This window comes from Bradyrhizobium sp. UFLA06-24 (genome assembly GCF_054967145.1).
In genome coordinates, this window is sequence record NZ_JADFUE010000004.1 from 151492 (window position 1) to 175511 (window position 24020).

The 24020-nt window shown below is 64.0% G+C and carries 27 protein-coding genes; 10 read left to right on the forward strand and 17 right to left on the reverse strand.

The features are described from left to right. Nucleotides 1-63: 63 nt before the first annotated feature. Genes tolB through tolQ form a run of 4 tightly spaced genes read right to left on the reverse strand, consistent with a single transcriptional unit; the run spans nucleotide 64 to nucleotide 3642 of the window. On the reverse strand, nucleotides 64-1410 hold the full coding sequence (gene tolB, locus IF809_RS05900; protein WP_128969167.1) for a Tol-Pal system beta propeller repeat protein TolB: 1347 nt from the start codon (nucleotides 1408-1410) through the stop codon (nucleotides 64-66). 41 nt (nucleotides 1411-1451) lie between these two features. After that, complete coding sequence (locus tag IF809_RS05905; RefSeq protein ID WP_462837075.1) at nucleotides 1452-2414, reverse strand: protein TolA; 963 nt, start codon at nucleotides 2412-2414, stop codon at nucleotides 1452-1454. Between the two features lie 4 nt (nucleotides 2415-2418). Continuing rightward, complete coding sequence (tolR, locus tag IF809_RS05910; RefSeq protein ID WP_128964211.1) at nucleotides 2419-2871, reverse strand: protein TolR; 453 nt, start codon at nucleotides 2869-2871, stop codon at nucleotides 2419-2421. Nucleotides 2872-2925: 54 nt separating this feature from the next. After that, on the reverse strand, nucleotides 2926-3642 hold the full coding sequence (gene tolQ / locus IF809_RS05915) for a protein TolQ (RefSeq protein ID WP_027532430.1): 717 nt from the start codon (nucleotides 3640-3642) through the stop codon (nucleotides 2926-2928). 461 nt (nucleotides 3643-4103) lie between these two features. Here tolQ and IF809_RS05920 point away from each other — a divergent pair, with 461 nt between their 5' ends. Beyond that, entirely contained in the window at nucleotides 4104-4622 is a 519-nt protein-coding gene (locus IF809_RS05920; RefSeq protein WP_462837076.1) for a DUF2231 domain-containing protein, read from the forward strand. Nucleotides 4623-4895: 273 nt separating this feature from the next. Continuing rightward, entirely contained in the window at nucleotides 4896-6059 is a 1164-nt protein-coding gene (locus IF809_RS05925) for an acyl-CoA desaturase (RefSeq protein WP_462837077.1), read from the forward strand. A gap of 59 nt (nucleotides 6060-6118) precedes the next feature. Here the strand turns inward: IF809_RS05925 and IF809_RS05930 are convergent, their stop codons facing one another. The 5 genes from IF809_RS05930 to IF809_RS05950 form a co-directional block, all read right to left on the reverse strand. After that, nucleotides 6119-7441: a S41 family peptidase gene (locus tag IF809_RS05930; protein WP_453982014.1), complete on the reverse strand. Its 1323-nt coding sequence runs from the start codon at nucleotides 7439-7441 to the stop codon at nucleotides 6119-6121. Nucleotides 7442-7726: 285 nt separating this feature from the next. Then, nucleotides 7727-8218 (reverse strand): DUF2852 domain-containing protein, encoded by a 492-nt coding sequence (locus IF809_RS05935; protein WP_128964207.1) that lies wholly within the window; start codon nucleotides 8216-8218, stop codon nucleotides 7727-7729. Nucleotides 8219-8339: 121 nt separating this feature from the next. Then, nucleotides 8340-9092, reverse strand: a complete 753-nt coding sequence (locus IF809_RS05940; RefSeq protein WP_462837078.1) for a TetR/AcrR family transcriptional regulator — start codon at nucleotides 9090-9092, stop codon at nucleotides 8340-8342. Nucleotides 9093-9230: 138 nt separating this feature from the next. Further along, complete coding sequence (locus tag IF809_RS05945) at nucleotides 9231-9593, reverse strand: hypothetical protein (protein WP_462837079.1); 363 nt, start codon at nucleotides 9591-9593, stop codon at nucleotides 9231-9233. Nucleotides 9594-9616: 23 nt separating this feature from the next. Beyond that, entirely contained in the window at nucleotides 9617-10012 is a 396-nt protein-coding gene (locus IF809_RS05950; protein ID WP_128964204.1) for a YciI family protein, read from the reverse strand. A gap of 296 nt (nucleotides 10013-10308) precedes the next feature. Here IF809_RS05950 and IF809_RS05955 point away from each other — a divergent pair, with 296 nt between their 5' ends. The 5 genes from IF809_RS05955 (at nucleotide 10309) to IF809_RS05975 (ending at nucleotide 13549) form a co-directional block, all read left to right on the forward strand. Beyond that, nucleotides 10309-10749, forward strand: a complete 441-nt coding sequence (locus tag IF809_RS05955) for a DUF2846 domain-containing protein (RefSeq protein WP_128964203.1) — start codon at nucleotides 10309-10311, stop codon at nucleotides 10747-10749. Nucleotides 10750-10816: 67 nt separating this feature from the next. Then, a complete protein-coding gene (locus IF809_RS05960) occupies nucleotides 10817-11605 on the forward strand; it encodes an SDR family NAD(P)-dependent oxidoreductase (protein ID WP_128964202.1) in 789 nt (262 codons plus the stop codon). A gap of 118 nt (nucleotides 11606-11723) precedes the next feature. Further along, the gene (locus IF809_RS05965) at nucleotides 11724-12152 is read left to right on the forward strand and encodes a hypothetical protein (protein ID WP_128964201.1); all 429 of its coding nucleotides are present in this window, start codon (nucleotides 11724-11726) and stop codon (nucleotides 12150-12152) included. A gap of 117 nt (nucleotides 12153-12269) precedes the next feature. Further along, nucleotides 12270-12782, forward strand: a complete 513-nt coding sequence (locus IF809_RS05970; protein WP_462837080.1) for a hypothetical protein — start codon at nucleotides 12270-12272, stop codon at nucleotides 12780-12782. Between the two features lie 419 nt (nucleotides 12783-13201). Then, a complete protein-coding gene (locus IF809_RS05975) occupies nucleotides 13202-13549 on the forward strand; it encodes a hypothetical protein (protein ID WP_128969165.1) in 348 nt (115 codons plus the stop codon). A 64-nt stretch (nucleotides 13550-13613) separates the two neighbouring features. On the opposite strand, the gene IF809_RS05980 is transcribed toward IF809_RS05975, so the two are convergent. The 4 genes from IF809_RS05980 to IF809_RS05995 form a co-directional block, all read right to left on the reverse strand. After that, a complete protein-coding gene (locus IF809_RS05980; protein ID WP_453982009.1) occupies nucleotides 13614-14027 on the reverse strand; it encodes a VOC family protein in 414 nt (137 codons plus the stop codon). 38 nt (nucleotides 14028-14065) lie between these two features. After that, complete coding sequence (locus IF809_RS05985) at nucleotides 14066-14602, reverse strand: SRPBCC family protein (RefSeq protein ID WP_453982008.1); 537 nt, start codon at nucleotides 14600-14602, stop codon at nucleotides 14066-14068. A gap of 132 nt (nucleotides 14603-14734) precedes the next feature. Further along, nucleotides 14735-16012, reverse strand: coding sequence for an RNA polymerase sigma factor (locus tag IF809_RS05990; protein WP_462837081.1), 1278 nt, complete (start codon nucleotides 16010-16012; stop codon nucleotides 14735-14737). Next, nucleotides 16009-16377 (reverse strand): YciI family protein, encoded by a 369-nt coding sequence (locus IF809_RS05995; RefSeq protein ID WP_092293391.1) that lies wholly within the window; start codon nucleotides 16375-16377, stop codon nucleotides 16009-16011. The genes IF809_RS05990 and IF809_RS05995 overlap by 4 nt, the downstream gene beginning before the upstream one ends. Nucleotides 16378-16521: 144 nt before the next feature. On the opposite strand from IF809_RS05995, the gene IF809_RS06000 reads away from it, so the two are divergent. Continuing rightward, the gene (locus IF809_RS06000) at nucleotides 16522-17487 is read left to right on the forward strand and encodes a 2-hydroxyacid dehydrogenase (RefSeq protein WP_462837082.1); all 966 of its coding nucleotides are present in this window, start codon (nucleotides 16522-16524) and stop codon (nucleotides 17485-17487) included. A gap of 143 nt (nucleotides 17488-17630) precedes the next feature. Further along, nucleotides 17631-19598 (forward strand): methyl-accepting chemotaxis protein, encoded by a 1968-nt coding sequence (locus IF809_RS06005; protein WP_462837083.1) that lies wholly within the window; start codon nucleotides 17631-17633, stop codon nucleotides 19596-19598. 11 nt (nucleotides 19599-19609) lie between these two features. On the opposite strand, the gene IF809_RS06010 is transcribed toward IF809_RS06005, so the two are convergent. Beyond that, nucleotides 19610-20272, reverse strand: coding sequence for a TetR/AcrR family transcriptional regulator (locus IF809_RS06010; protein ID WP_128964196.1), 663 nt, complete (start codon nucleotides 20270-20272; stop codon nucleotides 19610-19612). Nucleotides 20273-20385: 113 nt separating this feature from the next. On the opposite strand from IF809_RS06010, the gene IF809_RS06015 reads away from it, so the two are divergent. Continuing rightward, entirely contained in the window at nucleotides 20386-21030 is a 645-nt protein-coding gene (locus IF809_RS06015; RefSeq protein ID WP_128964195.1) for a glutathione binding-like protein, read from the forward strand. 51 nt (nucleotides 21031-21081) lie between these two features. Here the strand turns inward: IF809_RS06015 and IF809_RS06020 are convergent, their stop codons facing one another. Genes IF809_RS06020 through IF809_RS06030 form a run of 3 tightly spaced genes read right to left on the reverse strand, consistent with a single transcriptional unit; the run spans nucleotide 21082 to nucleotide 24015 of the window. After that, the gene (locus IF809_RS06020) at nucleotides 21082-22386 is read right to left on the reverse strand and encodes a TRAP transporter large permease (protein ID WP_128964194.1); all 1305 of its coding nucleotides are present in this window, start codon (nucleotides 22384-22386) and stop codon (nucleotides 21082-21084) included. Nucleotides 22387-22411: 25 nt separating this feature from the next. Further along, nucleotides 22412-23005, reverse strand: a complete 594-nt coding sequence (locus IF809_RS06025; RefSeq protein WP_128964193.1) for a TRAP transporter small permease subunit — start codon at nucleotides 23003-23005, stop codon at nucleotides 22412-22414. An 8-nt stretch (nucleotides 23006-23013) separates the two neighbouring features. Beyond that, a complete protein-coding gene (locus IF809_RS06030) occupies nucleotides 23014-24015 on the reverse strand; it encodes a TRAP transporter substrate-binding protein (RefSeq protein ID WP_128964192.1) in 1002 nt (333 codons plus the stop codon). Between the last annotated feature and the right edge of the window lie 5 nt (nucleotides 24016-24020).

Genomic DNA, 24020 nt, shown 5'->3' on the forward strand with positions numbered 1-24020 from the left:
GCAGAAAGCGGAAAATCGGCTTTCTTTTTTCGAGAAGATCGCGCGTTGCGGCGCGCGATCGATCTACTGGCCCGCCGTCGCCGAGAGCAGCGGCGACCATGCCGGATCGGAGGCGAAGCCCGGCGTCGGAACCTTCTGTTCGAAGCGACCGGAGATATCGACGCTGAACAGCGACGGTCCGGAATTGCCGCCGGGATCGCGGAAGAACATCACCACGCGGCCGTTCGGCGAGAAGGTCGGGCCTTCATTGTGGAAGCCTGACGTGAGCAGCCGCTCGCCGCTGCCGTCAGGCTTCATGACGCCGATCGAGAATTGGCCGCCGCCCTGCCGGGTGAAGGCGATGTAATCGCCGCGCGGTGACCACACCGGCGTCGAATAGGTGGCGTTGTTGTCGTCCTTGGAGAAGGAGATGCGCTGCGCCTGTCCGCCGCCCGCCGCCATCACATAGATCTGCGACCTGCCGCCGCGATCGGATTCGAAGCAGATGCGGGTACCATCAGGCGAGTAGGACGGGGACGTGTCGATCGCCGGCGTGTCGGTGAGACGCGTGGTCGAGCGCGAGCGCAGATCCATCACGAACAGGTTGGAATTGCCGCCCTGCTGCAGGCTCATGATGACGCGCTGGCCGTCCGGCGAGAAGCGCGGCGCAAAGGTCATGCCGGGGAAGTTGCCGACGATCTCGCGCTGGCCGGTTTCGATGTTGAAGAGATAGACCTTCGGATCGCCCTGGCCGAACTCCATATAGGTGATCTCTTGCGAGTTCGGCGAGAAGCGCGGCGTGAGCACGAGGTCGGAGCCGCGGGTGAGATAGCGCACATTGGCGCCGTCCTGGTCCATCATCGCGAGCCGCTTGACGCGGCGCTCCTTCGGCCCGGACTCGTCGACGAACACGACGCGGCTGTCGAAATAGCCCTTCTCGCCGGTCATCTGCTCGTAGATCTGGTCGGAGATGATGTGAGCGATCCGGCGCCAATATTCCGGCGAGGTGAAATATTGCTGGCCCGCGAGCTGCTGGCCGGTGACGACGTCCCACAGGCGAAATTCGGCCTTGAGCCGGCCGTCCGGCTGTCGGGTCATGCGGCCGGTGACGAGGGCCTGGGCGTTGAGGGTTTTCCAGTTCTGGAATTGCGGCGCGACGTCGATGTTGCTGATGCGCTCGATGAAGGCGGCCTGATCGATCGGGGCAAACAGTCCCGAGCGCTTCAGATTGTTGGTGATGACCTGCGTGACGCCGTTGCTGACATCGCCGTCGGCCGGAGTGCCCGGCACGAAATTCGTGACCGCGATCGGGATCGGGCGGAACTCGGTGGGATCGATGCGAAGCCGCGGCTGGCCTTGAGCCAAGGCATGTCCGCCCCCGAGCATCGCGAGCGTCGATCCCGTCAGGGTCATGAAGCGGCGGCGGTTCATCGATCGGACGTCATTCATCGCAAAATTCTTTTGTTCGGATGTCACAACATGTCTTTAAGGCCGAAAGTCATGGGAATGACCTTCCAGCTGTCGTATTGCTGCTTCGGCAGGAACGAATAGACCTGGCACTGCACGATCGCGCGCTTGGCGCTCTCCGCCACCGCCTGGGCGATCGACCGCGACGGTCCGCGCACCGCGACAATGACGGGCTCGGACGCGAGCGATCCGTCGATCCTCATGGGAATGTCGATGTCGGCTTCGTACTGGTTGGCATCCTGCCCGTTATAGGTCGGCGTGAAGCAGCGCTTGACTGCGCCCTGGAACGCACCTTGCCAGGTCGCGACATTGGTAGCGGCTGTCCCTGAAGTCGAGCCCAGCGAGGCCGACGCATTCAGCGCCGAGCCGGCAAGTTCGTGCCGGGTCGCGGCCCGCTTGTCGAGGTCGCGGGCAATCTGCGCGGGATCGAAGGTACGCTCCTTCGGCTTCGGTTGCTGCTGCGGCTGCACCGCCGCGACCTTCTGCTCCACCGGCTTCGGCGGCGGCTTCTTGGTCTCCAGCTTCTTTTGCAGCTCCGCGATCGGATCTTCCTTGGCCGGATCAGGCTTCTTTTCCTGCGGCTTCGGCTCTTCCTTCGGCTTGGCCTCGGCGACCGGCTTCGGCGGATCGGGCTTCTTCTCGACCGGCTTTTCGACGGGCTTCGGCGGCGGCGTATCGGGGGTCGAGTTGGTCTTGATCAGCTCTTTCTTCTCGGTGACCTTGCCGACGGCGTCTTCCTCGGGCTTGGCCTCGGCGATCTTCTCGACCTTGGGCTTCGGCTCTTCTTTCTTGCCGGTCTTCTGCCCGTTGGTGATCTGCGCCAGCTGGTCGCTGGAGATGATGTCGATCGGAAGCGACTCTTCCGGCGCGATGAAGGCTTTGCTGCTGAAGGTCAGCAGCCCCCATCCCAGCACGAGGACGTGGAGGGCAATCGACGCAACGAGTGTCTTGTCGACGTTCACCTTCACCGGCTTAGGATCCCTGATCCGCTTCCGTGACGAGCGCCAGCTTCTTGAACCCGGCGCCGGACAACAGGCCCATCACCCGCGCCACCGTGCCGTAATCCGCCTTCTTGTCGGCGCGCAGATAGATGCGTTCCTCGAGCCCGCCACGCGCGTCGGTGATCGCCTTCAGCTTCGGGATCAGATCGGTCAGCGCGACCTCGGTGTCGTTGATGAACACCTTGCCCTTGATGTCGACCGACATCTGGAGCGGCTTCTGGTCGTTCTGGTCGAGGCTCTTGGCCTGGGTCTGCGGCAGGTCGAGCGGCACTCCCACGGTGAGCAACGGCGCCGACACCATGAAGATGATGAGCAGCACCAGCATCACGTCGACCATCGGCGTGACGTTGATCTCGGCCATGACCGGCTTGCGCCGGCTGCGACGGCCGCCGCCTCCGGACGAACTCGCAACGTTCATGCCCATGGCTTGGTGCCCAATCTCGCCTTCACACTACACATGCCGCATACATGCCGCCCGTCAGCCCCGCTCGTCGATCTGGCGGGACAGGATGGCCGAAAATTCATCAGCGAAGCCCTCGAGCCGCTGGGCCTGCCGGTTCACCTCGGAGGTGAACTTATTGTAGAAGATAGTGGCAGGAATGGCGGCGATAAGGCCGACCGCGGTCGCAAACAGCGCTTCCGCGATACCGGGTGCCACCACCGCCAGAGAGGTATTTTTCGACGCCGCGATCGACTGAAAGCTCGACATGATGCCCCAGACCGTGCCGAACAGGCCGACAAAGGGTCCGGCGGAGCCGACCGTCGCGAGCACCAGCAGCCGGCGCTCCAGCCGCTCGACCTCGCGGGCGATCGAGACGTTCATGACCTTGTCGATGCGCATCTGCAAGCCCGCGACCGAGCGGGCGTGGCTCTCGAACGAGCGCTTCCACTCGCGCATCGCGGCGACGAAGCAGGCCGCCATCGAATGGGTCGGCTTGGCCGAAAGCGTGCGATAGAGCTCCTCGATCGACTCGCCGGACCAGAATGCCTGCTCGAACCGATCCATCGAACGCCGCGTGCGCGCGTAAAGGAAGATCTTGTCGATCGCGATCGCCCAGACCCAGACCGAGCAGGACAACAGGCCCAGCATGACGCATTTCACGATCCAGTGAGCCTGCCAGAACAGCGCGATCAGCGACACGTCGGCGGAGGCGGCAACCGGAAGGGCGGACTGAGCCACGTCGGCCGGATTCATCTAAAATATCCTCTCAAGGCGATCGTTACCTATGTCCCGGTCGGCCAAATGGCGGCCGGTTCCCCTTTAGCCGCGCTAGAACCGGCGCGGCCGGCAAGCCCGCTCAAAGCCTTGTCTTTCTGGGATGCAGGGGCTCGTCCAAAGCCGCCGCCTGCATTCCCTGCCAAGATGTCAAAACTATGGGCCTCGACGACGGCTCCGGGCGCGATTGTCCATGAATACCAGAGCCCGGCGATAGTTAATGCCGGGTTACCAGGGACGAATTTGGTTCCGGGAAAGCAAAGCCGTCCAGAGGGATGGGAGAGGGCCCCGTGCCCCGGCTTTGCAGCGCATCGTCGAAGAGACGCTGCACTGCGTCCGGAGACCAGAGTTCCGCTTGCTCCCCGGCCCTTCCCCGCTCGCAGGAACCAGTGCTCCCCCCGGCAAATTATCCCGAAAATCACTTTTGGCGAGGATTTGCCATGAGCATCAACCCCAAGACGACCGCCGCCATCGGCGACCATCCACTCCACCCCATGATCATCCCCTTCCCCGTGGCGTTCCTGGTCGGCGCGCCCATTGCCGACCTGGCCTTTGTCGGAACCGGCGACGCCTTCTGGGCCCGCGCCGCGATGTGGCTGATCGGCGCCGGCATCGTCATGGCGCTGGTCGCGGCAGCAGCCGGCTTCACGGACTTCTTCAACGACGCCCGCATTCGCAGCCTCAACGATGCCTGGTACCACATGGTCGGCAACCTTGCCGCGGTCGTGCTGGCCCTGGTCAATTTCTATCTGCGCTATGCGCAAGGCACCGAGGCCGCGATCAAGCCGTGGGGCGTGGTGCTCTCGCTGGTCGTGGTCGGCATCCTCCTGTTCACGGGATGGAAGGGCTGGGAGATGGTCTACCGCCATCACATCGCCGTGCTGGACGCGCCGGGCCAGACCAGTTCGGAGCCGGTCACGCCGCATCATGGCGGCGAGAGTCACCGCCACGCCGCTTGAGCGAACAGCGCGTCAAGCGCAGCCACGGCACTGCCGAGAGCTGCGAATCGTTACGGGCCATCTGAGCTCCGTAAGGCTACGAGCTTGTATGCCAGACGTCCGCGACCATATAGTCCCGCAAATTCCCGGCTGATGCTGCATCGGCCGGGGATGCGCACGCAAACTATATCGTCCAGGCCCGCGGTGGTCCGCCATCCGCGGGCTTTTCGTACCCGATCGCCTTCGGCCCGGCCGAAGCAAATCCCAGAGACCGTTCCGAGGTTACGCCAACACATGCCGACCCACGCGCCCGCCGACGACCACCACGACGACATCATGTACCCCTCCGCCGTGCCGTTCCTGCTGGTCCATCTCGGCTGCCTCGCGGCGATCTGGTCGGGAATCACCTGGCAGGCGCTTGCGGTCTGCGGTTCGCTCTATGTCGTGCGCATGTTTGGAATCGGGGCCGGCTACCACCGCTATTTCTCCCATCGGGCTTTTGCGACCAGCCGGGTGTTTCAATTCATCCTGGCCTGCGTCGCACAGAGCAGCGCACAGAAGAGCGTGCTGTGGTGGGCGGCCAAGCATCGGCACCATCATCTGCATTCCGATACTGAACACGACGTGCATTCACCGCGTCACCGCGGCTTCCTCTACAGTCATGTCGGCTGGATCTTTCACCGGCAGCACGACGCGACCGATCTCGTCAAGGTTGGCGATCTCACGGTTTTTCCGGAGCTGATGTGGCTGCATCGGCTGGAGCTGCTGCCGGCCGCGACGCTTGCGGTGCTCTGCTTCCTGCTGGCGGGATGGCCCGGCCTGGTCGTCGGCTTCCTGTGGAGCACGGTGCTGCTCTATCACGCGACCTTCTGCATCAATTCGCTCGCCCATGTGCATGGACGCAAGCGCTACGTGACGGGTGACGATTCCCGCAACAACTGGCTGCTGGCGCTGCTCACCTTGGGTGAAGGCTGGCACAACAATCACCACGCCTACCAGAGCAGCGTCCGACAGGGCTTTCGCTGGTGGGAAGTCGACGTGACCTACTATGTGCTAAAGGTCCTGTCCTGGTCCGGAATCGTCTGGAACATGAAGGCGCCGCCCGAGCTGGTGCTGCGCAACGAGCAGCCGCTCGGCGCCCGCGTCATCAAGCGCGCCGCCCGCGACCTTGCCGGGCGATTTGATGCGCACGCTCTGGCGCACGCGATCTCGTCGGCGCTGCACCGGGCTGATCGCGCCCAACTCCAACTGCCGTCGCTGCACGATATCCTCAACCGGGCCCATGAAGGCGTCGACGCGCTGACGCATCTGCATCTGCCGAAGATACCGAGCCGCGAGGAGTTTCTCGCGGAGGCTCGATCGATGTTTGCGCGAACGCGATCGCTCAACGAAATCGTCGATCACGCCTACGAACATTTTCTGACCTCGGTTCGCGCCCGGGTGGCCAAGGTGATCTGAAAGGCCATCGCCCGGCCAAACGGCGCGCGCGTGAGTCTCACAGGCGCGCCTCCTCCCCCTCACCGTGCCGGCCCGTTGCTTTGATTGCTGTGATCGAGATAGGCCAGCGCCAGCTTGAGTTGCGCGTCGTCGGGCTTCCCGATCAGCTCCGCCTTGATCGGCGGTGACGAGATCGGCTTGGCCTGGCCGGTTTGCGCCTGCGCCGGGCTCCCGTTGAGCGAGCCCGGGTTGGCCAGTGCGCCGGTGAGCGAGCTTTCCCGCAGCACTGCGCCACCCGCGATCTGCTGATCCTTGGGCGCCTCCGCTACGACGTCGGGCGCAATCCCTTCATCTTGGATCGAGCGACCGGACGGCGTGTAATAGAGCGCTGTCGTCAACCTGACCGCACCGTGCCCCTTCAGCGGGATCACAGTCTGCACCGATCCCTTGCCAAAGCTCTGGGTGCCCATCACCGTGGCGCGATGACGGTCCTGTAAAGCGCCGGCTACGATTTCCGATGCCGAGGCGGAAGCGCCGTTGATGAGCACCACAACCGGAACCCCGGCAAGCATGTCGCCGTGGCCGGGTGCGGCAAAGCTGTGATTCTCGCTGGCATCCCGCCCACGGATGCTCACCACCGTGCCGCCATCGAGGAGGTCGCCCGCGACGTCGATGGCAGCCGTCAGCAGTCCGCCCGGATCGTTGCGCAGATCGACCAAGAGTCCTTTCAGCTTGCCACTGGACTCGCGTTGAAGACTTTCTAGCGCGCTCTTGAATCCGCTGGAGGTGTCTTCGCCGAACTGGCTGATGCGAACGTAGCCCACGCCGTCCGGCTCCAGCTTCCACTTGACCGATTCCACATTGATGATTTCCCGCGTCAAGGTGACCTCCAGCGGCTCCTGTTTGCCGCGGAGCAGCGTCAGTGTCACGCTCGAGCCCGGATTGCCGCGCAACACCGCGACCACCTTGCTCAGAGGCATGCCGCGCGCGCTGACGTGGTCGATCAGGAGGATCTGGTCACCCGGCTCGATTCCGGCACGCGCCGCAGGTGTGCCGTCAATCGGCGAAATGACCTTCGGCAAGCCGTCCTGTTCGCTTATCTGGATGCCCAAACCGCCGAATCGGCCCGCCATGTCGGCCTGAGACTGCTTGAATTCACCCTCGTCCATGTAATCGGAGTGCGGGTCGAGCCGGTTGAGCATGCCCTTGAGCACGTCCTTGGTCAGCTCATCCGAACCGATCGGATGGACATAGTTGCGATTCACGAGCTGGATGACCCCCCCGATCAAGCCGAGATCGGCGGCCTGAGACTCGTCGCCCTGCATCGCAATGGCGGCGAACAAAGGGAGGGCAACCAGGCAGGCACAGAGAGACGTCGCAATCAACAGACGGTGTTTTGTCATCGAGGCCTCAGTTCGCAGGAGCGGATGGCGAGGAGGCGCGGCAGGAAGCGCGCGGCGTTCAACGGAGAGGCCACACCTCCAATACATTGAACGCAAACAGGAGCCGGACGTTTCAGCCGGCGCTGACCGGGCGCCTTCAGCGATCTCGACCTGGTCCCCGACGAGCCACAAGGAGCGCGCAGATTCTGTCACCGAAAACCAAACCGCCCGCCTGCGCGGTGCGCGGGCGGGCGGCTCGGGGCCATCAGGACTTTGGGGGCATGCGCCTGAAGGCTTTGAGAGGTCTCAGCCTTGCTGCTGGTCGGCCGGCGGCGGCGTCGGACGCGTCTTGTGCTGGGCCATGAACTGGTCGAACTCTTCCTTGTCCTTGGCGTGACGCAGACGATCGAGGAAGTTCTTGAACTCGACCTGCTCTTCCTCGAGACGGCGCAGCGTTTCAGAGCGGTACTCGTCGAAGGCGCGGTTGCCGGAGGACGGCGGGCCGAAACCAAAGCCGAAGCCGCGGCGCTCCATGCGGTCGCGCATGCGGTCCATCTTGAACTGCATCCGCTCCATCTTGTTCTGCCAGCGATCCTGATTGCTCCAGCACGACATTCTTCTGCTCCCGAGTGTGAAAAAGAGAAGGGCAAGTCCGATCGGCCACCAGATGATGAAGCCGAGGATGGTCACGGCAATCCAGCCAGGATGCCAGGGCGTATCGAGCATGCGGGGCCGCTCGTAGGATTGGTATTGGTCCGAGGGGCCGCGCCAGCGATTGACATCAGCGGTGTAGGCCATTTCCCTTCTCCATCACGGCATCAGCGCCGTTGTGAATGTAAATAACATTTACATAGCTAGACCATCCCACGATTTTGTCAAGCTGGCCGCCAGACACGGTCTCGAGATTATTTGCGCAATTTTATTTCGGCTTGCCCCAAGGACCAGCCGGAGCGCCGCCGGGCGGCACGCCGGAACCGGAGGAGGCCTCCGGCGGCACCGGGGGCGGCTCGGCGCCCTTGCCCGCCGGCCGGCGATCGGTTGGGAAGCCGAGGCCGCGCAGATAGATCAGCACCTCGGCCTCGAGCAGCTCGTCCGGCGACATCGGCAGCTTTCGTCGCGCCGCATCGCCGCGCGAGAACAACGAGGCGACGCCGTGCGACATCGACCAGATGTGCAGCGCCATCATCATCGCCGGCGGACGCGGCATGCCCGGCGGCGCGAGCGCCGCGAGCCGCTCGGCGGCAGCGCGAATGATGTTAAAGGCGCGTTCGCTTGCGGCCTGCAGCGCCGGATTGGCATCGACCGGCAGGCCGGATTCGAACATCGCATTGTAGAATGCCGGCTCCTCGCGGGCGAAGGCGAGATAGGCCCGGCCGACGCGCTCGAACGCGGTGACGGTGTCGGGGCGCCCGTCGTCCCAGGCTGCGGTGAGACGTGCTTCGAACTGCTCGAACCCGCGCTGGGCGATCGAGGACAACAATTCATCCCGATCGCGAAAATGCCGGTAAGGCGCCGCGGCGCTGACGCCGGCCATGCGTGCGGCATCGGCAAAGGTAAAGCCGGCCGCGCCCTTCTCGGCGATCAGCCCGAGGGCGGCCTGCAGAAGTGCTTCCTTCAGATTGCCGTGATGATAGCCGCGCTCGGCGCGGCGCTGCTCCTTGCGCCAGCTCATGTGAACGACTTTTACATGAGCCGGCGGTGAAGGTCACTATCTCTCCCCCGTCATTCCGGGGCGATGCGCCAGCATCGAACCCGGAATCTCGAGATTCCGGGCTCAGTCCTGCGGACCACCCCGGAATGACGAAACCGCCTAACCGCCCGGGATCGGCAGCACCGGCATGATCTCGACACGCTCACCGGGGAAAATCGCGAAATGCGGATGGCTCTCGAACATCTTTGCAGCCGCTTCGTGCGAGGCGGCGCGGACCACGGTGAAGGCGCCCATCTCGTTGGCGATGTCGGTGACGCCCCCTCCGTCGACCTTCTTGGTCTTGCCGAGCGGACCGCCCATCGCCTGGATGGCGCCCTGGTGCTTTTCGACCCAGCTCTTCCAGGCCGCCATGCCTTCCTGTTCCTTCGCCTTGCGCTCGGCCTCGGACATCGCATTCCACGCAGCCCATTTCGGGCTGGTCTTGCTGCCGAGGAAGACAGCGAGATAGGTGTCGGTGCTCATTGGTTCTCTCCTTGTTTACGTCTTCAAATCGCGAAACCGGCGGCGGCGGCCTGCAGATCGGACGGGACGTCGGCCATTTCCTGCACCTGGCGGATCTCGATGATCTCGTTGGCCGCGGCCGGGCACTTCTTCGCCCAGGCGATGGCCTCATCGCGCGAGCCGACCTCGATCATCCAGTAGCCGCCCAGCACTTCCTTGGCTTCCGCAAAGGGACCGTCGGTCACGACAGGCGCGCCGCTCGCAAACGAGACGCGCGCACCCATCGACGGTGGATGCAAGCCATCCAAGGTGATCAGCACCTCGGCATTCTTCAGATCCTCGCTGTAGCGCATCATCGCGGCAACCCGCTCGGGATCGAACTGCACGTCCGCCGGCGCGGTCTCATAGCCGAGCGGGATCATCAGCATCATGAATCGCATGCGGTTCCTCACCAGCTTCGTCGTTCCCTTGTAAGACGAACGGCGTCCTCCAAAGCCGACATGCCCGTGAAATTATTTCGGACGCCACTGCGGCTCGCCGGCTCGGATCCGTGCCCGAGAGGGCGCCCATATCGGCACGCAATCGGTATCGGCCTCCCGATCGGAAAACGATTGCACAATCAATGCGTGTATGCCTAATTGAGCCTGGGGGCGCGGAAACAGCGAGGCAATTGCTAGCCATTCGCCGTTTGCCGCCGACTTGGAGCTGGGCGCTCCAATATGTGGGACGGGGGCATATGAAGTCGAAGGTCGGGGCGCTGGCCCTTTTGCTTGTCGGATTTTTGTTGGCGAGTTGCGCGAGCCCACGAGGCCTTGATGAACCGCCTCTTCAACTTCCACCGCTAAGGCCAGGTCTTGGCAGAGTCTACTTCATCCGGCCGGGCGAATTTGCCGGCTACGCTGTTCAACCCGAGATTCGGATGAACAACGAAGTGGTCGGCAGGTCGGTGCCTGGCGGGTTCACTTTCGTCGATCGTCCCCCGGGGAAATACGTCGTGACAACGACAACCGAAGTCGAAAACGCGGTGACGTTCCAATTGGCCGCGGGGGAGACGAAATACATCAAGACGGCCGTGTCGGCCGGCATCCTTGTCGGGCATGTCACGCCGACGCTTGAATTTCCTGAGCAAGGACAATCCGACATCGGCCGTCTCAGATATGTCGGCCCCCAATTCTGATCCCTGCGATCCCTTGCATGGGACCAACTAAACTGTCATGCCGCAGGTCCGAGCAAAGGACCGCGTCATGACCTCCTCCCCGGCCAAAGTTGCCCTCGTCACCGGTGCCGCCCGCGGGATCGGGCTGGCCACGGCGAAACGCTTCCTCGCCGAAGGATGGCGCGTGGCGCTGCTCGATATCGCCGGAGAGCAGCAGGCCAGCGCAGCAGCGGCGCTGCAAAGTCCCGACACCACGCTGGCGATCACCTGCGACGTATCCGACGCGGCCGCCGTGGCATCTGCGATGGCCGCGGTGATGAGCCGCTTCGGCCGGCTCGATGCTCTCATCAACAATGCCGGCGTCGCCGTGTTCGCGCCTGTGCTGGAAACCAGCGACGCCGACTGGAACAGGATCATGACGGTCAATCTCACCGGTCCTTTCCTCTGCACCAAGGCGGCCGTGCCGCTGATGCGCGAGCAGGGCGGCGGCGCCATCGTCAACATCACCTCGATTTCGGCCGTTCGCGCCTCGACGCTGCGTTCGGCCTACGGCACCAGCAAGGCCGGGCTCGCGCACCTCACCAAGCAGCTCGCGGTCGAGCTCGCCTCGCTCAACATCCGCGTCAACGCGGTCGCGCCCGGGCCGGTCGACACCGCGATGGCGAAGCAAGTGCACACCAGGGAGATCCGCGCCGACTATCACGACGCCATCCCGCTCAATCGGTACGGTCTGGAGGAGGAACTCGCCGAGGCGATCTTCTTCCTGTGCTCGGAACGGGCGAGCTACATCACCGGCCAAATTTTGGCCGTCGATGGCGGCTTCGATGCGGCGGGCATCGGCCTGCCGACGCTGCGCGGCGAACGAAGAAACGGGTAGGCACAAATCTCGTAGGGTGGGCAAAGCGTAGCGTGCCCACCATCGCGGGCGATTGAGAAACGACGTGGGCGCTTATGCGCCTTTGCCCATCCTACGAGATCGAGTTTGTGGAGACGCCATGCGACGCCTCGCTCTGTTCGCCATGTCGATAGCTTTGCTCGCCGCCACCTCGGCCCACGCCGAGATCCGCATCGTCCAAAGCCCGGGCGGACAAGTCGGACCGTTCCTCGACCTGTTCGAGAAGGTGCGCGAGAGCGGCGAGCGCGTGGTGATCGACGGTCCCTGCCTGTCGGCGTGCACGCTCGTGCTCAGCATCGTGCCGGGCGAGCGAATCTGCGTCACCAAGCGCGCCGTGCTCGGCTTCCACGCCGCGCGTTCGGTCGACCGGCGCGGGCGTTTCTATGCCGAGCCGGAAGCATCCGAAGCCGTGCTTGCGGCCTATCCCGGCCCGATCCGCGACTGGATCAGCCGCCGCGGCGGCCTCACCTCACGACTGCTCCTGTTGAAGGGCCGGGACCTCGCCGCGATCTACCCGCGCTGTCGATGACATTTCGGCCTCAGGCGGCGGCGTGACTGCAATGAATCCTCTGCTGTCCGACGATTAGGCAATTCTCCGCAATTCCGGCCTCGGCGGCGCGAAATCCGCTCAACAGCTTCGCAATGCTTGCCCAATTTACGCGATTTCCAGCTTCTCGGTGGCGATTATGATGATGTGGGCCACACCGAGAGATTCACGCATCGCAATGACTGCGACCGTCACATCTCGGCAGAGCGGCCGCGGACGAGAATGGTTCCACATTTTCAAGATCAGTCATTTTCAAATGGCCCGCATATGGAGGCCATCGATTTTTGCTACCGCCTGTCGGATCAGGGACGAATCGTCCTCGGCGCATTAAGCTCGGAAGAAACCCTCGAATTCGAGGATCTGACGCGGCGTGACCGCGAGGGCCTGATCGACCTGACGTCCGAATTGCGGCTGCTTGAATTGTATGTGAAGTACATCGGCTCGGACGCCAAGGCTTCGCTTGCACCATCGCAGCCGTCATCGCACGTGCGCGAGACGTTGCGACCGCGAAGCCCTCAGTCGCGTCGGCCGTCGCGACAGCGCAACCTTGTGGTTCCCATGATCGTCGTGATGGGCATGAGCTTCATGCTGATTGCGCTCTTCATCAGCTGAGGCACGGCGCCGCGTGCCGACGAACAGTCGTCACAAACTGGCCGTTCCACTAGTGAAAGGCAACCTGAATCATGGGCGCGAGCTTCACGCTCGCGCAGATGAGCATGCCCCACATAGCAAAATTGATTTGTAGCGCCGCCGCCATCGGTCGCTCCCTTCCAAGTCACGCCCGCCCTAATTTGTAGGTATTGTGAATATGATTAGCGATTCGGGCGCGAAGTTCACAGCCTAATCTTGCGCCAGTTGTTGTGCGATGCGATCCGCGCCGAATCACAGACGATCGCGCTGTTCTCAAAGACGAAAGCACGAATCTCGTTTCGGCCATGCCGGCGACGTCGTTTTCCCTCAAGTCCCGCTTAAGCGTCGCAATGCAAAGTTTCCACGCGGATTGGCGTGGCGTACCGCACAACAGGTCCGGCATGGCTCGACACATTCTCGTCTTGCTTAGTTTTTGCGCAGCGCTCGCGGGATGCGCAAGCGCGCCCGCGGCTGAGCGTCGGCCCATCGCGTGGGACGGACTCGGTCAGGACCCCAATCGTCCTGCGGTCACAAAACGGCGCCTCGCCAATCAAGCAGCCCCAGAGAGTGATCCCAATCTGGAGCGGCAAAAGGTGCTCTCCACCTTGCGTCCTTATTCCGACGCGTGGTGGGCGGTCCACGATGAGATCGAGGCGGAAAACGACCGGCAGCTCGGCTCGAAGCTCGTGATCTGCCGCATCTGCGTCACCCAGCCGCCGAGCGAGGACACGACCGGATCAATCCGCTGACAGAGCGAGCCTCCTCTCATGACAAGAGAGGAAGCCGCACCTCACTACATCAGGCGGCCGCCCGTCACATGCCTTCGGCCGGGCAGTTCACCATCCAGGGAATACCAAACTTGTCAACGCACATGCCGAAGCCCTTGGCCCAGAACGTCTTGCTGAAGGGCATGGTGACGCTGCCGCCGTCGGCGAGCGCGTTGAACTTGCGCTCGCCCTCCGCGGGGTCAGCAATCGTGAGCGAGATCGAAAACCCCTGCGGCTTGTGAAAATGCTCGCCCGGCGCGTCCGAGGCCATCAACACGCTGCCATCGGGCAGCGACATCCGGGCATGCATGATCGTCTTCTCGCGACCGGGCGTGGCAGGCATCTCCGGTGGTGCATCGGAGGCGCGCATCATTGCGTCGATCTTGCCGCCGAGAACCTTGGCGTAGAAGTTGAACGCCGCTTCGCAAGTGTCCTGATAAAACAGATAGGGGTTGAGCATCGTTTCTCTCCTTTTTGCTTCTCTGGGCAGTACGCGCATTACTTCTCGGTGAGCTTCTTCAGACTGGCGAGACCAGTTTCAAAATCCTTGCCGATCATGTTGTCCATGTTGACGAAGACCTGCATTACCTTGGACATGAACGGAGCCGGACCGTACATCGCCCAGGTGACCAGTGTGGCATCACCTTGCGGCACAAAGGTGAACTCGGCGGTGTTGTGCCCCTCGAAGGGGCGTTCGAAATCGAGCTTGATGCGGAGCTTCGATGGCGTGCTCGCCTCGAGGATCTCCATATGGCCGGCGCCGACATCGTTGTTGCCGTCCCAGCCATAGGCCGCGCCCTTCCCTGCCGCAGCTCCCCCGTAGGTCCGCTTCATTGCGGGATCGCGCCCTTCATAGGGCGACCAGCTGGTCCAGAAGTGGAAATCGGCGACGAGTGGATAGACGGCTTCGGCCGGCGCCTTCAGCGCCAGCGAGCGCTCCACCCGGAACGTGTCGGGCTTTGTCGATGCGAGAACGAGAACGCCCGCAATCCCGATCGCGAGCACGACAGCGACAATGGCAACAGCTTTCAGCATGAATGACTCCCTCGATACGGGATGAAGACGAAGGGAGATGGCGGGTGCCGACAGGTTGGAGATGATTTTTTCGCCGCATTGTCGACCGTCATTCCGGGGCATCGCGGGGCGATGAGCCGGGAAGGACACCGGCTAACCCGCCCTCGCCCCCTTCGGCTGGCTGTCCCGGATCAGGCGATCGATGTGCATGCGGATATGGGCGGCCTCGGCCGAGGTGTTGGCGAGGGCAATGGCGCGGTCGAAGGCAACGCGGGCTTCGTCGTTACGGCCGAGTTGCATCAGGAAGGCGCCGCGCACGCCGTAGAAATGGAAGTAATTGGCAAGCTTCGGCGCCAGCGGCTCGATCAGGTCGAGCGCGGCTTGCGGCCCGCGCACCTTGGACACGGCAACCGCGCGGTTGAGTGTCACCACCGGCGAGGGCTGCACCACCTCCAGCGCGCCGTAGAGCAGGTCGATCTGAGCCCAGTCGGTCTCCTCGGGCGTCGCGGCGCGCGCATGCAGCGCGGCAATCGCGGCCTGGATCTGGTAGGGACCGCTGCGGCGATGGCGGATCGCCTTGTCGATCAGCGCGAGACCTTCCGCGATCATGGTGCGGTTCCAGAGCGAGCGGTCCTGGTCGTCGAGCAGGATCAGCGAACCATCCGCGGCTATGCGCGCCGCACTGCGCGCATGCTGCAACAGGATCAGCGCCGTCAGGCCCATGATCTCCGGCTCGCTCTGGAACAGCCGGAGCAGCAGCCGCGCCAGCCGGATCGCCTCCTCGCACAGCGGCTTGCGGATCTCGGCGGTGTCGCCGCTCGCCGAATAGCCCTCGTTGAAGATCAGATAGATCATCGCGGCGACACCGGCGAGCCGCTCGGAGCGCTCGATCGCGCCCGGGGCTTCGAACGGCGTCCCCGCCTCCGCGACCTTGGCCTTGGCGCGGGTGATGCGCTGCTCCATCGCGGCCTCCGACACCAAGAAGGCGCGCGCGATCTGCTTCACCGTGAGGCCGGAGACGATGCGCAGCGCCAGCGCGATCTGCTGCGTCGCCGGCAATTGCGGATGGCAGCAGATGAACATCAGCCGCAGGATATCGTCGCGGTAGTGCGAGCCGTCGAGCCGCTCGGCGAGCGCGCCTTCGGCATCGTCGAGGTCGGAGATCGCCTGGTCGTCCTCGGGCAGCGGCTGCTGCTTGCGGGTGCGGCGGACCTCGTCGATCGCGACGTTGCGGCCGACCATGATCAGCCAGGCTGCGGGATCGCGTGGCGGACCGTTCTGCGGCCAGGTTTTGAGCGCCCGCAGGCACGCATTCTGAAAGGCTTCCTCGGCCATATCGAGATCGCGGAAATAGCGCAACAGTGCGCCGACCGCCTGGGGTCGCGCCGAGGTCAGCGCGGTCTCGATCCAGGCGGTATCGGTGTCGCTCACGCCGAAATTCCTCCGGGCCGGAACACGCCGACGGGACGCACCTCATAGGCGCCGCCGGGATTGGCAGCTCCGAGGTCGCGCGCGACGTCCAGGGCGTCGTCCAGGTTCTTGCAGTCGACGATGTAGAAGCCGAGCAACTGCTCCTTGGTCTCGGCATACGGACCGTCGAGCACCAGCGGCGGGTCTTCCTTGCGCAAGGTCGCCGCCGCGGTGGTCGGCAGCAGCCTGGCCACCGGCCCAAGCCGGCCCTGCTGGGTGAGCTTCTCCTGCACCACGGCGAGCTTCTTCATCACGGCCTCGTCCTGGTCCTTGCTCCAGGAGCCGACGAAGTCCTCGTCATGATAGCAAAGGATCGCATAAAGCATGGGCAGCACCTTCCTCGAATGCTTATTGTGAAGACGATCCACTATGCCCTGCCCCGACAGGGCTGCGGAAATAATTTGCGAGAAAAATCCGGCGGATCGTGCCAAGGAGGGCCTTCGAAACCGGAACCCCACGAGGCACTTCGAATGAGCATGGGCACACTGGCCGTCCTGATCAACAGCACCCAGCAGAACTGGCTGCCGGAGCGCTGGAAGGCCCGGTTCGACGCCATCTGCAGCGGCCGTCGCGTGGTGCTGCTGCCCGATGCCTCGCTCGATCCGGCCGAAGTGCACTATGCCGCGGTGTGGAAGCCGGTGCCGGGTGACCTCGGCTCATTCCCCAATCTGCGGGCAATCTTCAACCTCGGCGCCGGCGTCGATGCATTGATGGCCGACAAGAGCCTGCCTGATGTGCCGCTGGTGCGCGTCGCGGTGCCTGATCTCACCAACCGCATGACCGAATATGTCGTGCTGCACGTGCTGATGCACCATCGGCAGGAGCTTTACCTGCGCCACTGTCAGCGCGCCAAGCGCTGGGAGCCGAAATATCAATGGCCTGCGAGCGCGGTCGCGGTCGGCGTCATGGGCCTCGGCACGTTGGGTGCCGATGCCGCCGAGGTGCTGCGGCGGCTCGGCTTCCGTGTCATCGGCTGGAGCCGCAGCCCGCGCACGATCGAGGGTGTCGAATGCTTTCATGGCAGCGCCGGCATGGACGCATTCCTGCGCAAGACTGATATCTTGGTGTCGCTGTTGCCGCTGACGCCTGACACGCACGGCATCCTCAATCGCGACGTCTTCTCCAAGCTCAACCGCACCAGCCCGCTCGGCGCGCCCGTGCTGATCAATGCCGGCCGAGGGGGTTTGCAGAACGAGGCCGATATCCTCGCCTGTCTCGACGACGGCACGCTGGGGGCCGTTTCGCTCGACGTGTTTGTGCAGGAACCGCAGCCCGCGGACAGCCGGTTCTGGACCCATCCCAAGGTGGTGCTGACGCCGCACAACGCCGCCGACACCGATGCGGATGCGATCTCGGCTTATGTCGCCGAGCAGATCGCGACGTTCGAGGCGGGCGGCGCGCTGCAGAACGTGGTGGATCGCGGGAGGGGATATTAGGCGGGGCGGTTGCTCCGCCCAACTTTAGTGGTTCCCACCGTCCGTCTCCCCCCACAATTCTCGCTGCGCCGGTATCCCGTTCACCCTCTCTTAGCGAGAAGTTGATAGCCGTTGTTAAGCAACGCTCAACGAACGGGTCGGACATGCGGACCAGCCTTGGCCTCAGGATGCGGATCACGGTTGCGCTCGCCGTGACAGCGGCGGCAACCGCGCTGATCGCGGTGCTCGGCGCGATGTGGATCATTGCGGGCATCATCGACCGCGCCGACCAACGGGAACTGCGCAGTCATTATGATGCGCTGCTGTCGCGCATCGCCGAAGAGTCCCACCGCGCCGCCGCCATGAGCACGGTCGTGGCCGCGATGCCGGCGACGCAGGAAGCGATGGCCAAGCAAGACCGCGAGGCCCTGGTGCGGCTGTTCGGACCTGTGTTCGCTGCCACCAAATCGGAATACGGCGTCGAGCAGTTCCAGTTCCATACGCCGCCCGCGACGTCCTTCCTGCGCGTGCACCAGCCGGCGAAGTTCGGCGACGACCTCTCGAGCTTCCGCAAAACCGTGGTCGACGCCAATCAGGAACGCAAGGTCGTGGTCGGCCTCGAAGGCGGCGTCGCCGGTCTTGGCATTCGCGGCGTGGTGCCGATCGCGCCAGCAGGCAAGCATCTCGGCTCGGTGGAATTCGGCCTAACCTTCGGCCAGTCCTTCCTCGAGGATTTCAAGCTCAACCGCCACGTCGATATCGCCTTCCATCTCGCCGACAGTTCGGGTTTCAAGCTGTTCGGCGGTACGCTGAAGGGCAAAAGCTTCTTCGAGCCAGCCGATTACGGCCGCGCAACCGCCGGCGAGTTCACGCTGCGCCAGGGCAAGCTCGACACCACGCCGGTCGCCGCACTGCTCGGGCCGATCAAGGACTTTTCTGGAAAGCCGCTCGGCGCGGTCGAGCTGGTGATGGACAACGCCGATTATGTGAGCTCGGCCGACCGCGCATGGATGCTCGCGATCGGCATCGCCGTCCTCGGGCTGATCCTCGCCGCCCTCGTCGGCTATCTCATCGCCCGGAGCATCTCGCGTCCGATCCTGTCGATCACATCAGTGATGCGCGAGCTCGCCGACGGCCGGCTCGACGTCGCCGTTCCCGAGAGCAAGGCGAATGACGAAGTCGGCGCGATGGTGAAGGCGGTCGGTGTGTTCCGCGACAACGCCGTCAATTTCAGCAAGCTCCAGGCCGATCAGCTCGAGGCCAAGGTGCAGTCCGAGGCCGAGAAGCGGCGCGCCTTTGCAGCACTCGCCGACAATTTCGAGGCATCCATACGCGACGTCGTCACCACGGTGTCTTCCGCTGCGGTCGAGATGGAGCATACCGCGCGCTCGATGTCCGCCATCGTCGAGCAGTCGCGGCAGCAAACCCGCACGGTGTCGTCGGCCTCGGCCCTGGCCTCCGAGAACGTGCAGACCGTGGCGGCTGCGGCGGAGGAATTGTCCTCGTCGATGGCCGAGATCAGCCGTCGCCTGGCGCACGCGACCGAAGTGGTGGGCAAAGCCGCAAGCGACGGACAGGCGTCGAATGCGCGCGTCCAGAGCCTCGCGGATGCCGCGCAAAAAATCGGCGACGTCGTCTCGTTCATCAACGGCATCGCCGGCCAGACCAACCTGCTGGCGCTGAATGCGACGATCGAGGCGGCGCGCGCGGGCGAAGCCGGCCGCGGCTTTGCGGTGGTCGCTTCCGAGGTCAAGGCACTGGCGACCCAGACGGCAAAGGCGACGGAAGAAATCGGCGCGCAGGTGACGGCCGTTCAGGGCGAGACATCAGGCGCGGTGAATGGGATCCAGTCGATCTGCGCGACCATCCGCGAAGTCGACGAAATCTCCGCCGCGATCGCGGCGGCCGTCGGCCAGCAGGGCACGGCGACCCAGGAGATCGCGCAGAACGTCCAGCAGGCCGCCGCGCGCACCGGCGAGGTCTCGCAGAACATCGCAGGGGTCACCGACGGCATCGCAGCGACGGGCACGGCCGCAGAAGAGGTGCTGGTTTCGGCGATCGAGCTGTCGAAGCAGTCGCAGCGCCTGCGCGACGAGGTGGATCGTTTTCTCGCGCAGATCCGGGCGGCTTAGTCAGACCAAGGCTAAGGCTTAGCCCCAACCATCACGTCGATCGCGCCCTTGACGATCGCTTCCAGTTCCTTGCGCGGCACGCGGGCGCGGGAGCGGATGGCGACGGTGTGCACTGTCGCAGATGCGATCTGCGCCAACGCGGCCGGATCCGCGCTCTCGGGCAATTCGCCCTTCTCCTTTGCGCGGCGGAAGCAATTGGCGAAGGCCTTGTCCAGTTCGGTGAGACCGTCGAGCACCATGGCCCGGATCTCGGGATCGCCGACGGCTTCGGATGCCGCGGTCACCACGGTGAAGCAACCGCGCGGACCGGTGTCGCCGGAGAGATAGATGTCGAGCGCCGAAGCGAAGATGCGCTCGAGCCGCTGGCGCAGCGGCATCTCCTCGCGGAAGATCGCCGTCATCGAGGCCCGCGCATCCTCGCGGTAACGTTGGTAACTCTTGATGTAGAGCTCGCGCTTGTCGCCGAAGGCGCCATAGAGGCTCGGCCGATTCATGCCGGTCGCTTCACTGAGATCGTCGAGCGAGGTCGCGGCAAAGCCCTGACGGCGGAACAGGTCGAGCGCCTTGCCCAAAGCGACATCAGGCTCGTAGGCGCGCGGCCGCCCGCGGCGCTTGGGCTCGACGCGGCGCTGAGATTGGTCGGCAGTAGATGGCGGCTTCGATTTTTGTACCATATCGCAATTTAATCCTTGACCCGCTCCATATTATGCAAGATGGTACAAAAATCAATCTGGCCAGGTTGAGCGACACTCCAGAGAGTCACAGGAATTGCCCAAGGAGACCCCAGATGGATCTTTATTTCTCGCCGCTCGCCTGCTCCATGGCCACGCGCATCGCGCTCTATGAAGCCGGCGCCGAGGCAAATTATCTCGAAGTCGATCCGCCGACCAAGACAGTGCTGAAGGACGGCGCCGACTTCCGAACCGTGAACCCGATCGGGCTGGTGCCGACGCTGCGTACCGACGAGGGCGTGGTGCTGACCGAGAACGCTGCGATCCTGCAATACGTCGCCGACCGCTTTCCGCAATCCGGGCTCGGCGCCACGCAGGGCATCGATCGCACGCGGCTGCATCAATGGCTCTGCTTCATCGGCACCGAACTGCACAAGGGCCTGTTCATCCCCGTGCTCGACCGCAAGGCGCCGCAGGAAGCGAAGGCCTATGTGCTGGAGAAGAACCTGTCGCGGCTCGACTATCTCGACAATTACCTGAAGGGGCGCGAGTTCCTGCTCGACCATTTCAGCGTCGCCGATGCCTACCTCGTCACGGTCATCAACTGGACCATGGCGACGCCGCCGATCGAGCTCGCAAAATGGCCGAACGTGAAGGCCTATTACGAGCGCCTGCGGCAGCGGCCGTCGATCGCGAGGGCGATCGCGGAGGAGTTCGAGCTGTACAAGGCCGAGCAGGCGCGGAAGAAGGCGGCGGCGTAAGCGATCCGCTCAAGAACGTCGCCCCGGTTTCAGAGCCGGGGCGGCCGACATCTATCCGTACAGCACCCGCGGCAGGATCGTGACGATGCCGGGCCAGAGCGTCAGCAGCAGCACGAAGCCGATCATGATCATCAGATAAGGCATCGTCACGCGCGCGATGTAGCCGAGACCGTCTTCAGTCAGACCCTGGATCACGAACAGGTTGAAGCCGACAGGCGGGGTGATCTGCGCCATCTCGACGGCGAGCACGAGGAAGATACCGAACCAGATCTCGTCGAAGCCGGCGCCTTTCACGATCGGCAGCACGATCGGCAACGTCATCACGATCATCGAAAAGCCGTCGAGGAAGCAGCCGAGGACCAGGTAGAAAATGACCAGCACAACGATCAGCATGAAGGGCGAAAGGCCAAGCCCCTTCACGAAGGCGGCGACCGCCTGCGGAATGCCGAGGAAGGCTGCGGCATTGCCGAGGATCGAGGCGCCAAGCACGATCAGCGCGATCATCGAGCAGGTCACGACCGAGCCGATCAGCACGTCGCGCATCACCTGTTGTGACATCGAGCCCTGCGCCCAGGCGACAAGGCCGGCGCCGAGCACACCGACGGCGGCGGCCTCCGACGGTGTCGCCAGCCCGCCATACATCGAGCCGAGCACGCAGGCGATCAGAAACAGCGCGGGCGCGAGATCCCTTAGCGCGACGAAGCGCTCGCCCCACGACACCTGCGAAAGCTTGGCTTCCGTTTCCGGCACCATGCTGGGCTTGAGGCTCGTGTGCAGCATCACCCAGCCCATGAAAGTGGCGGCCAGCAGCAGGCCGGGCAGCACGCCGGCGGTGAACAGCTTCAGGATCGAGACGTCGCCGAGCACGCCGTAGATGATCATGATGTTGGACGGCGGGATCAGGAAACCGAGCGTGCCGGCGCCGGCGAGCGAGCCGATCGCGATGTCGCGCGAATAGCCGCGGCGCAAGAGCTCGTTGAGCGACATCCGGCCGATCACCTGCGTGGTCGCGGCCGAGGAGCCGGAGATCGCGGCGAAGATGGTGCAGCCGATCACGTTCACATGCAGCAGGCGGCCCGGCAGAAGACCGGCCCATGGCGCCAGCCCCTGGAACAGCGAGCGCGACAGGCGAGTGCGAAACAGCAATTCGCCCATCAGGATGAACAGCGGCAGCGCCAGCAGCTCCTGCGTGGTCAGGATGTTCCAGGCATATTGCGGCAGCAGCTTGTCGAGCGGGATCGAGCGGAACATCGCGAGCAGCAGCGTCGCAGTGAGCGCCAATGTCAGGCCGATCCAGACGCCGCACGCCAGCAGCGCAAACAGGATCGAGAACAGGGCGACGACTTCGATGCTCATGATCCGATATCCGGCGCTAGCGCGATCATTCGACGGGAGAGGCCTTCATGCGGTGATCCTCCAGCGGCAGGCCGAGCACCGCCTGGATCGCACGCGCCAGGAACTGGAGCGTGAGCAGCAGCATGCCGAAGGTGACGACGCCTTGCGGAAACCACAGCGGCGTATCGCTGGAGGTCGAGACCTGGCCGCGCACATAGGCGCCGAAGGCGAATTTCGCCATCGCCGAGGTCAGGAACGCCATGAAGGCGAAGCCCGCGGCAGCCGAAACAATCTCGAGTGCGCGTTGCACCGGCGCTGGTGCGTTCTTCAGCAGCAGCACGACGCGGATGTGACCGCCGACCCGCAAGGTCATGGCGGCGCCGAAGGTGAACGAGGCCGCCATCAGATAGGAGGAATATTCCCAGGCGATCGAGATCGTCGGCGGGAAGAACGACAGGAAATTCGAGAGGAAGCGGGTTGCGACCTCGCACAGCATCAGCAGCGTCAGGGTCAGGAGGCACCCGCCGCCGATCCAGCCGTCGAGCCGGCCGAGCCGGTCGATGGCATCGAGCAGGATGCGCAGCGGCGCCGGCGCCGCCGCGTTGAGGCTCTGCGGAGCTTCGGGCGAGACGCTCACCACGGCTTCCCTCAGCCGCGCTTCATTTCGGCGAGATAGGCCCGCACCGGCTTGTCGGCGGCAGGCACGTGCTTGAGAAACGCGTCGAGCTGCGGCGCGGTCTTGCTGCGAATGTCCGCCATCATCGCGTCCGAGACCGGCACCACCTCCATGCCGCCCTCCTTGAGGCGGTTGAGGCTGTCGACGTCGGCCTTGAGCGAGTTGGCCCAGAAGCCCGGCTCCATCTTGGCCGCGATATCAGCAACGAGCTTCTGCTGGTCGGCGCTCAGCGCCTTCCAGGAATCGAGATTGACGGTGAGCATCTGCGACGACCAGACGTGATTGGTCGGGTAGACGTATTTCAGGAATTCCCAGAACTTTCCGTCGACACCTGACACCGCCGAGGTGGAGACGCCGGCGACGGCGCCGGACGCCAGCGCGGGGATCGTCTCGCCCCAAGGAATCATCACGGCCGCCATGCCGATCGCATTCAGCATGTCGACGGCGTTCTTGTCGGGCACGCGAATCTTGATGTTCTTCAACCCGTCGACGTCGGCAACCTTGACCTTGAGATGCAGATACTGCGTCGGCCACGGCGTGATGTAGAGGATCTTCTGGTTGTTGCGCGCGGCAACCTTCTCGTATTCCGGCCGCACATATTTGTGCAGCACCTTCAATTCCTCCATCGAGCCGCAGAGGAAGGGAATGCTCTCGACGCCCATGAAGGGCTCGTCGCCGACCTGCTGGATGTTGAGGACATCGGCGAGCGGCACGAGGCCATCACGCACTGCGCGCAGATGCTCCGGTCCCTTGAAGCCGAGCTGGCCGCCGGCTTTCACGGTGATGGCGACCGCGCCGCCGGTTTGCTTCCTCACTTCGTCCGCGAACGCCATCGCGTTCTGGGTGTGAAAATTGCCTTCGGGCCACACCGTCGACATGTCCCAGCTCACGGTCGCGGCCCGCGCGCGGGTCGAGAAGTGGCCGGCGGCGAGCAACGTCGCAGCGCCCGTGGTGAAGCCTCGTCGCGTGATCATTGAGC

What these genes read in the sequence shown, in the direction of transcription:
- tolB (WP_128969167.1), bottom strand. Translation starts at nt 1,410, where the DNA reads ATGAACCGCCGCCGCTTCATGACCCTGACGGGATCGACGCTCGCGATG.
- tolR (WP_128964211.1), bottom strand. Translation starts at nt 2,871, where the DNA reads ATGGGCATGAACGTTGCGAGTTCGTCCGGAGGCGGCGGCCGTCGCAGC.
- tolQ (WP_027532430.1), bottom strand. Translation starts at nt 3,642, where the DNA reads ATGAATCCGGCCGACGTGGCTCAGTCCGCCCTTCCGGTTGCCGCCTCC.
- IF809_RS05920 (WP_462837076.1), top strand. Translation starts at nt 4,104, where the DNA reads ATGAGCATCAACCCCAAGACGACCGCCGCCATCGGCGACCATCCACTC.
- IF809_RS05925 (WP_462837077.1), top strand. Translation starts at nt 4,896, where the DNA reads ATGCCGACCCACGCGCCCGCCGACGACCACCACGACGACATCATGTAC.
- IF809_RS05930 (WP_453982014.1), bottom strand. Translation starts at nt 7,441, where the DNA reads ATGACAAAACACCGTCTGTTGATTGCGACGTCTCTCTGTGCCTGCCTG.
- IF809_RS05935 (WP_128964207.1), bottom strand. Translation starts at nt 8,218, where the DNA reads ATGGCCTACACCGCTGATGTCAATCGCTGGCGCGGCCCCTCGGACCAA.
- IF809_RS05940 (WP_462837078.1), bottom strand. Translation starts at nt 9,092, where the DNA reads ATGAGCTGGCGCAAGGAGCAGCGCCGCGCCGAGCGCGGCTATCATCAC.
- IF809_RS05945 (WP_462837079.1), bottom strand. Translation starts at nt 9,593, where the DNA reads ATGAGCACCGACACCTATCTCGCTGTCTTCCTCGGCAGCAAGACCAGC.
- IF809_RS05950 (WP_128964204.1), bottom strand. Translation starts at nt 10,012, where the DNA reads ATGCGATTCATGATGCTGATGATCCCGCTCGGCTATGAGACCGCGCCG.
- IF809_RS05955 (WP_128964203.1), top strand. Translation starts at nt 10,309, where the DNA reads ATGAAGTCGAAGGTCGGGGCGCTGGCCCTTTTGCTTGTCGGATTTTTG.
- IF809_RS05960 (WP_128964202.1), top strand. Translation starts at nt 10,817, where the DNA reads ATGACCTCCTCCCCGGCCAAAGTTGCCCTCGTCACCGGTGCCGCCCGC.
- IF809_RS05965 (WP_128964201.1), top strand. Translation starts at nt 11,724, where the DNA reads ATGCGACGCCTCGCTCTGTTCGCCATGTCGATAGCTTTGCTCGCCGCC.
- IF809_RS05975 (WP_128969165.1), top strand. Translation starts at nt 13,202, where the DNA reads ATGGCTCGACACATTCTCGTCTTGCTTAGTTTTTGCGCAGCGCTCGCG.
- IF809_RS05980 (WP_453982009.1), bottom strand. Translation starts at nt 14,027, where the DNA reads ATGCTCAACCCCTATCTGTTTTATCAGGACACTTGCGAAGCGGCGTTC.
- IF809_RS05985 (WP_453982008.1), bottom strand. Translation starts at nt 14,602, where the DNA reads ATGCTGAAAGCTGTTGCCATTGTCGCTGTCGTGCTCGCGATCGGGATT.
- IF809_RS05995 (WP_092293391.1), bottom strand. Translation starts at nt 16,377, where the DNA reads ATGCTTTATGCGATCCTTTGCTATCATGACGAGGACTTCGTCGGCTCC.
- IF809_RS06000 (WP_462837082.1), top strand. Translation starts at nt 16,522, where the DNA reads ATGAGCATGGGCACACTGGCCGTCCTGATCAACAGCACCCAGCAGAAC.
- IF809_RS06005 (WP_462837083.1), top strand. Translation starts at nt 17,631, where the DNA reads ATGCGGACCAGCCTTGGCCTCAGGATGCGGATCACGGTTGCGCTCGCC.
- IF809_RS06010 (WP_128964196.1), bottom strand. Translation starts at nt 20,272, where the DNA reads ATGGTACAAAAATCGAAGCCGCCATCTACTGCCGACCAATCTCAGCGC.
- IF809_RS06015 (WP_128964195.1), top strand. Translation starts at nt 20,386, where the DNA reads ATGGATCTTTATTTCTCGCCGCTCGCCTGCTCCATGGCCACGCGCATC.
- IF809_RS06020 (WP_128964194.1), bottom strand. Translation starts at nt 22,386, where the DNA reads ATGAGCATCGAAGTCGTCGCCCTGTTCTCGATCCTGTTTGCGCTGCTG.
- IF809_RS06030 (WP_128964192.1), bottom strand. Translation starts at nt 24,015, where the DNA reads ATGATCACGCGACGAGGCTTCACCACGGGCGCTGCGACGTTGCTCGCC.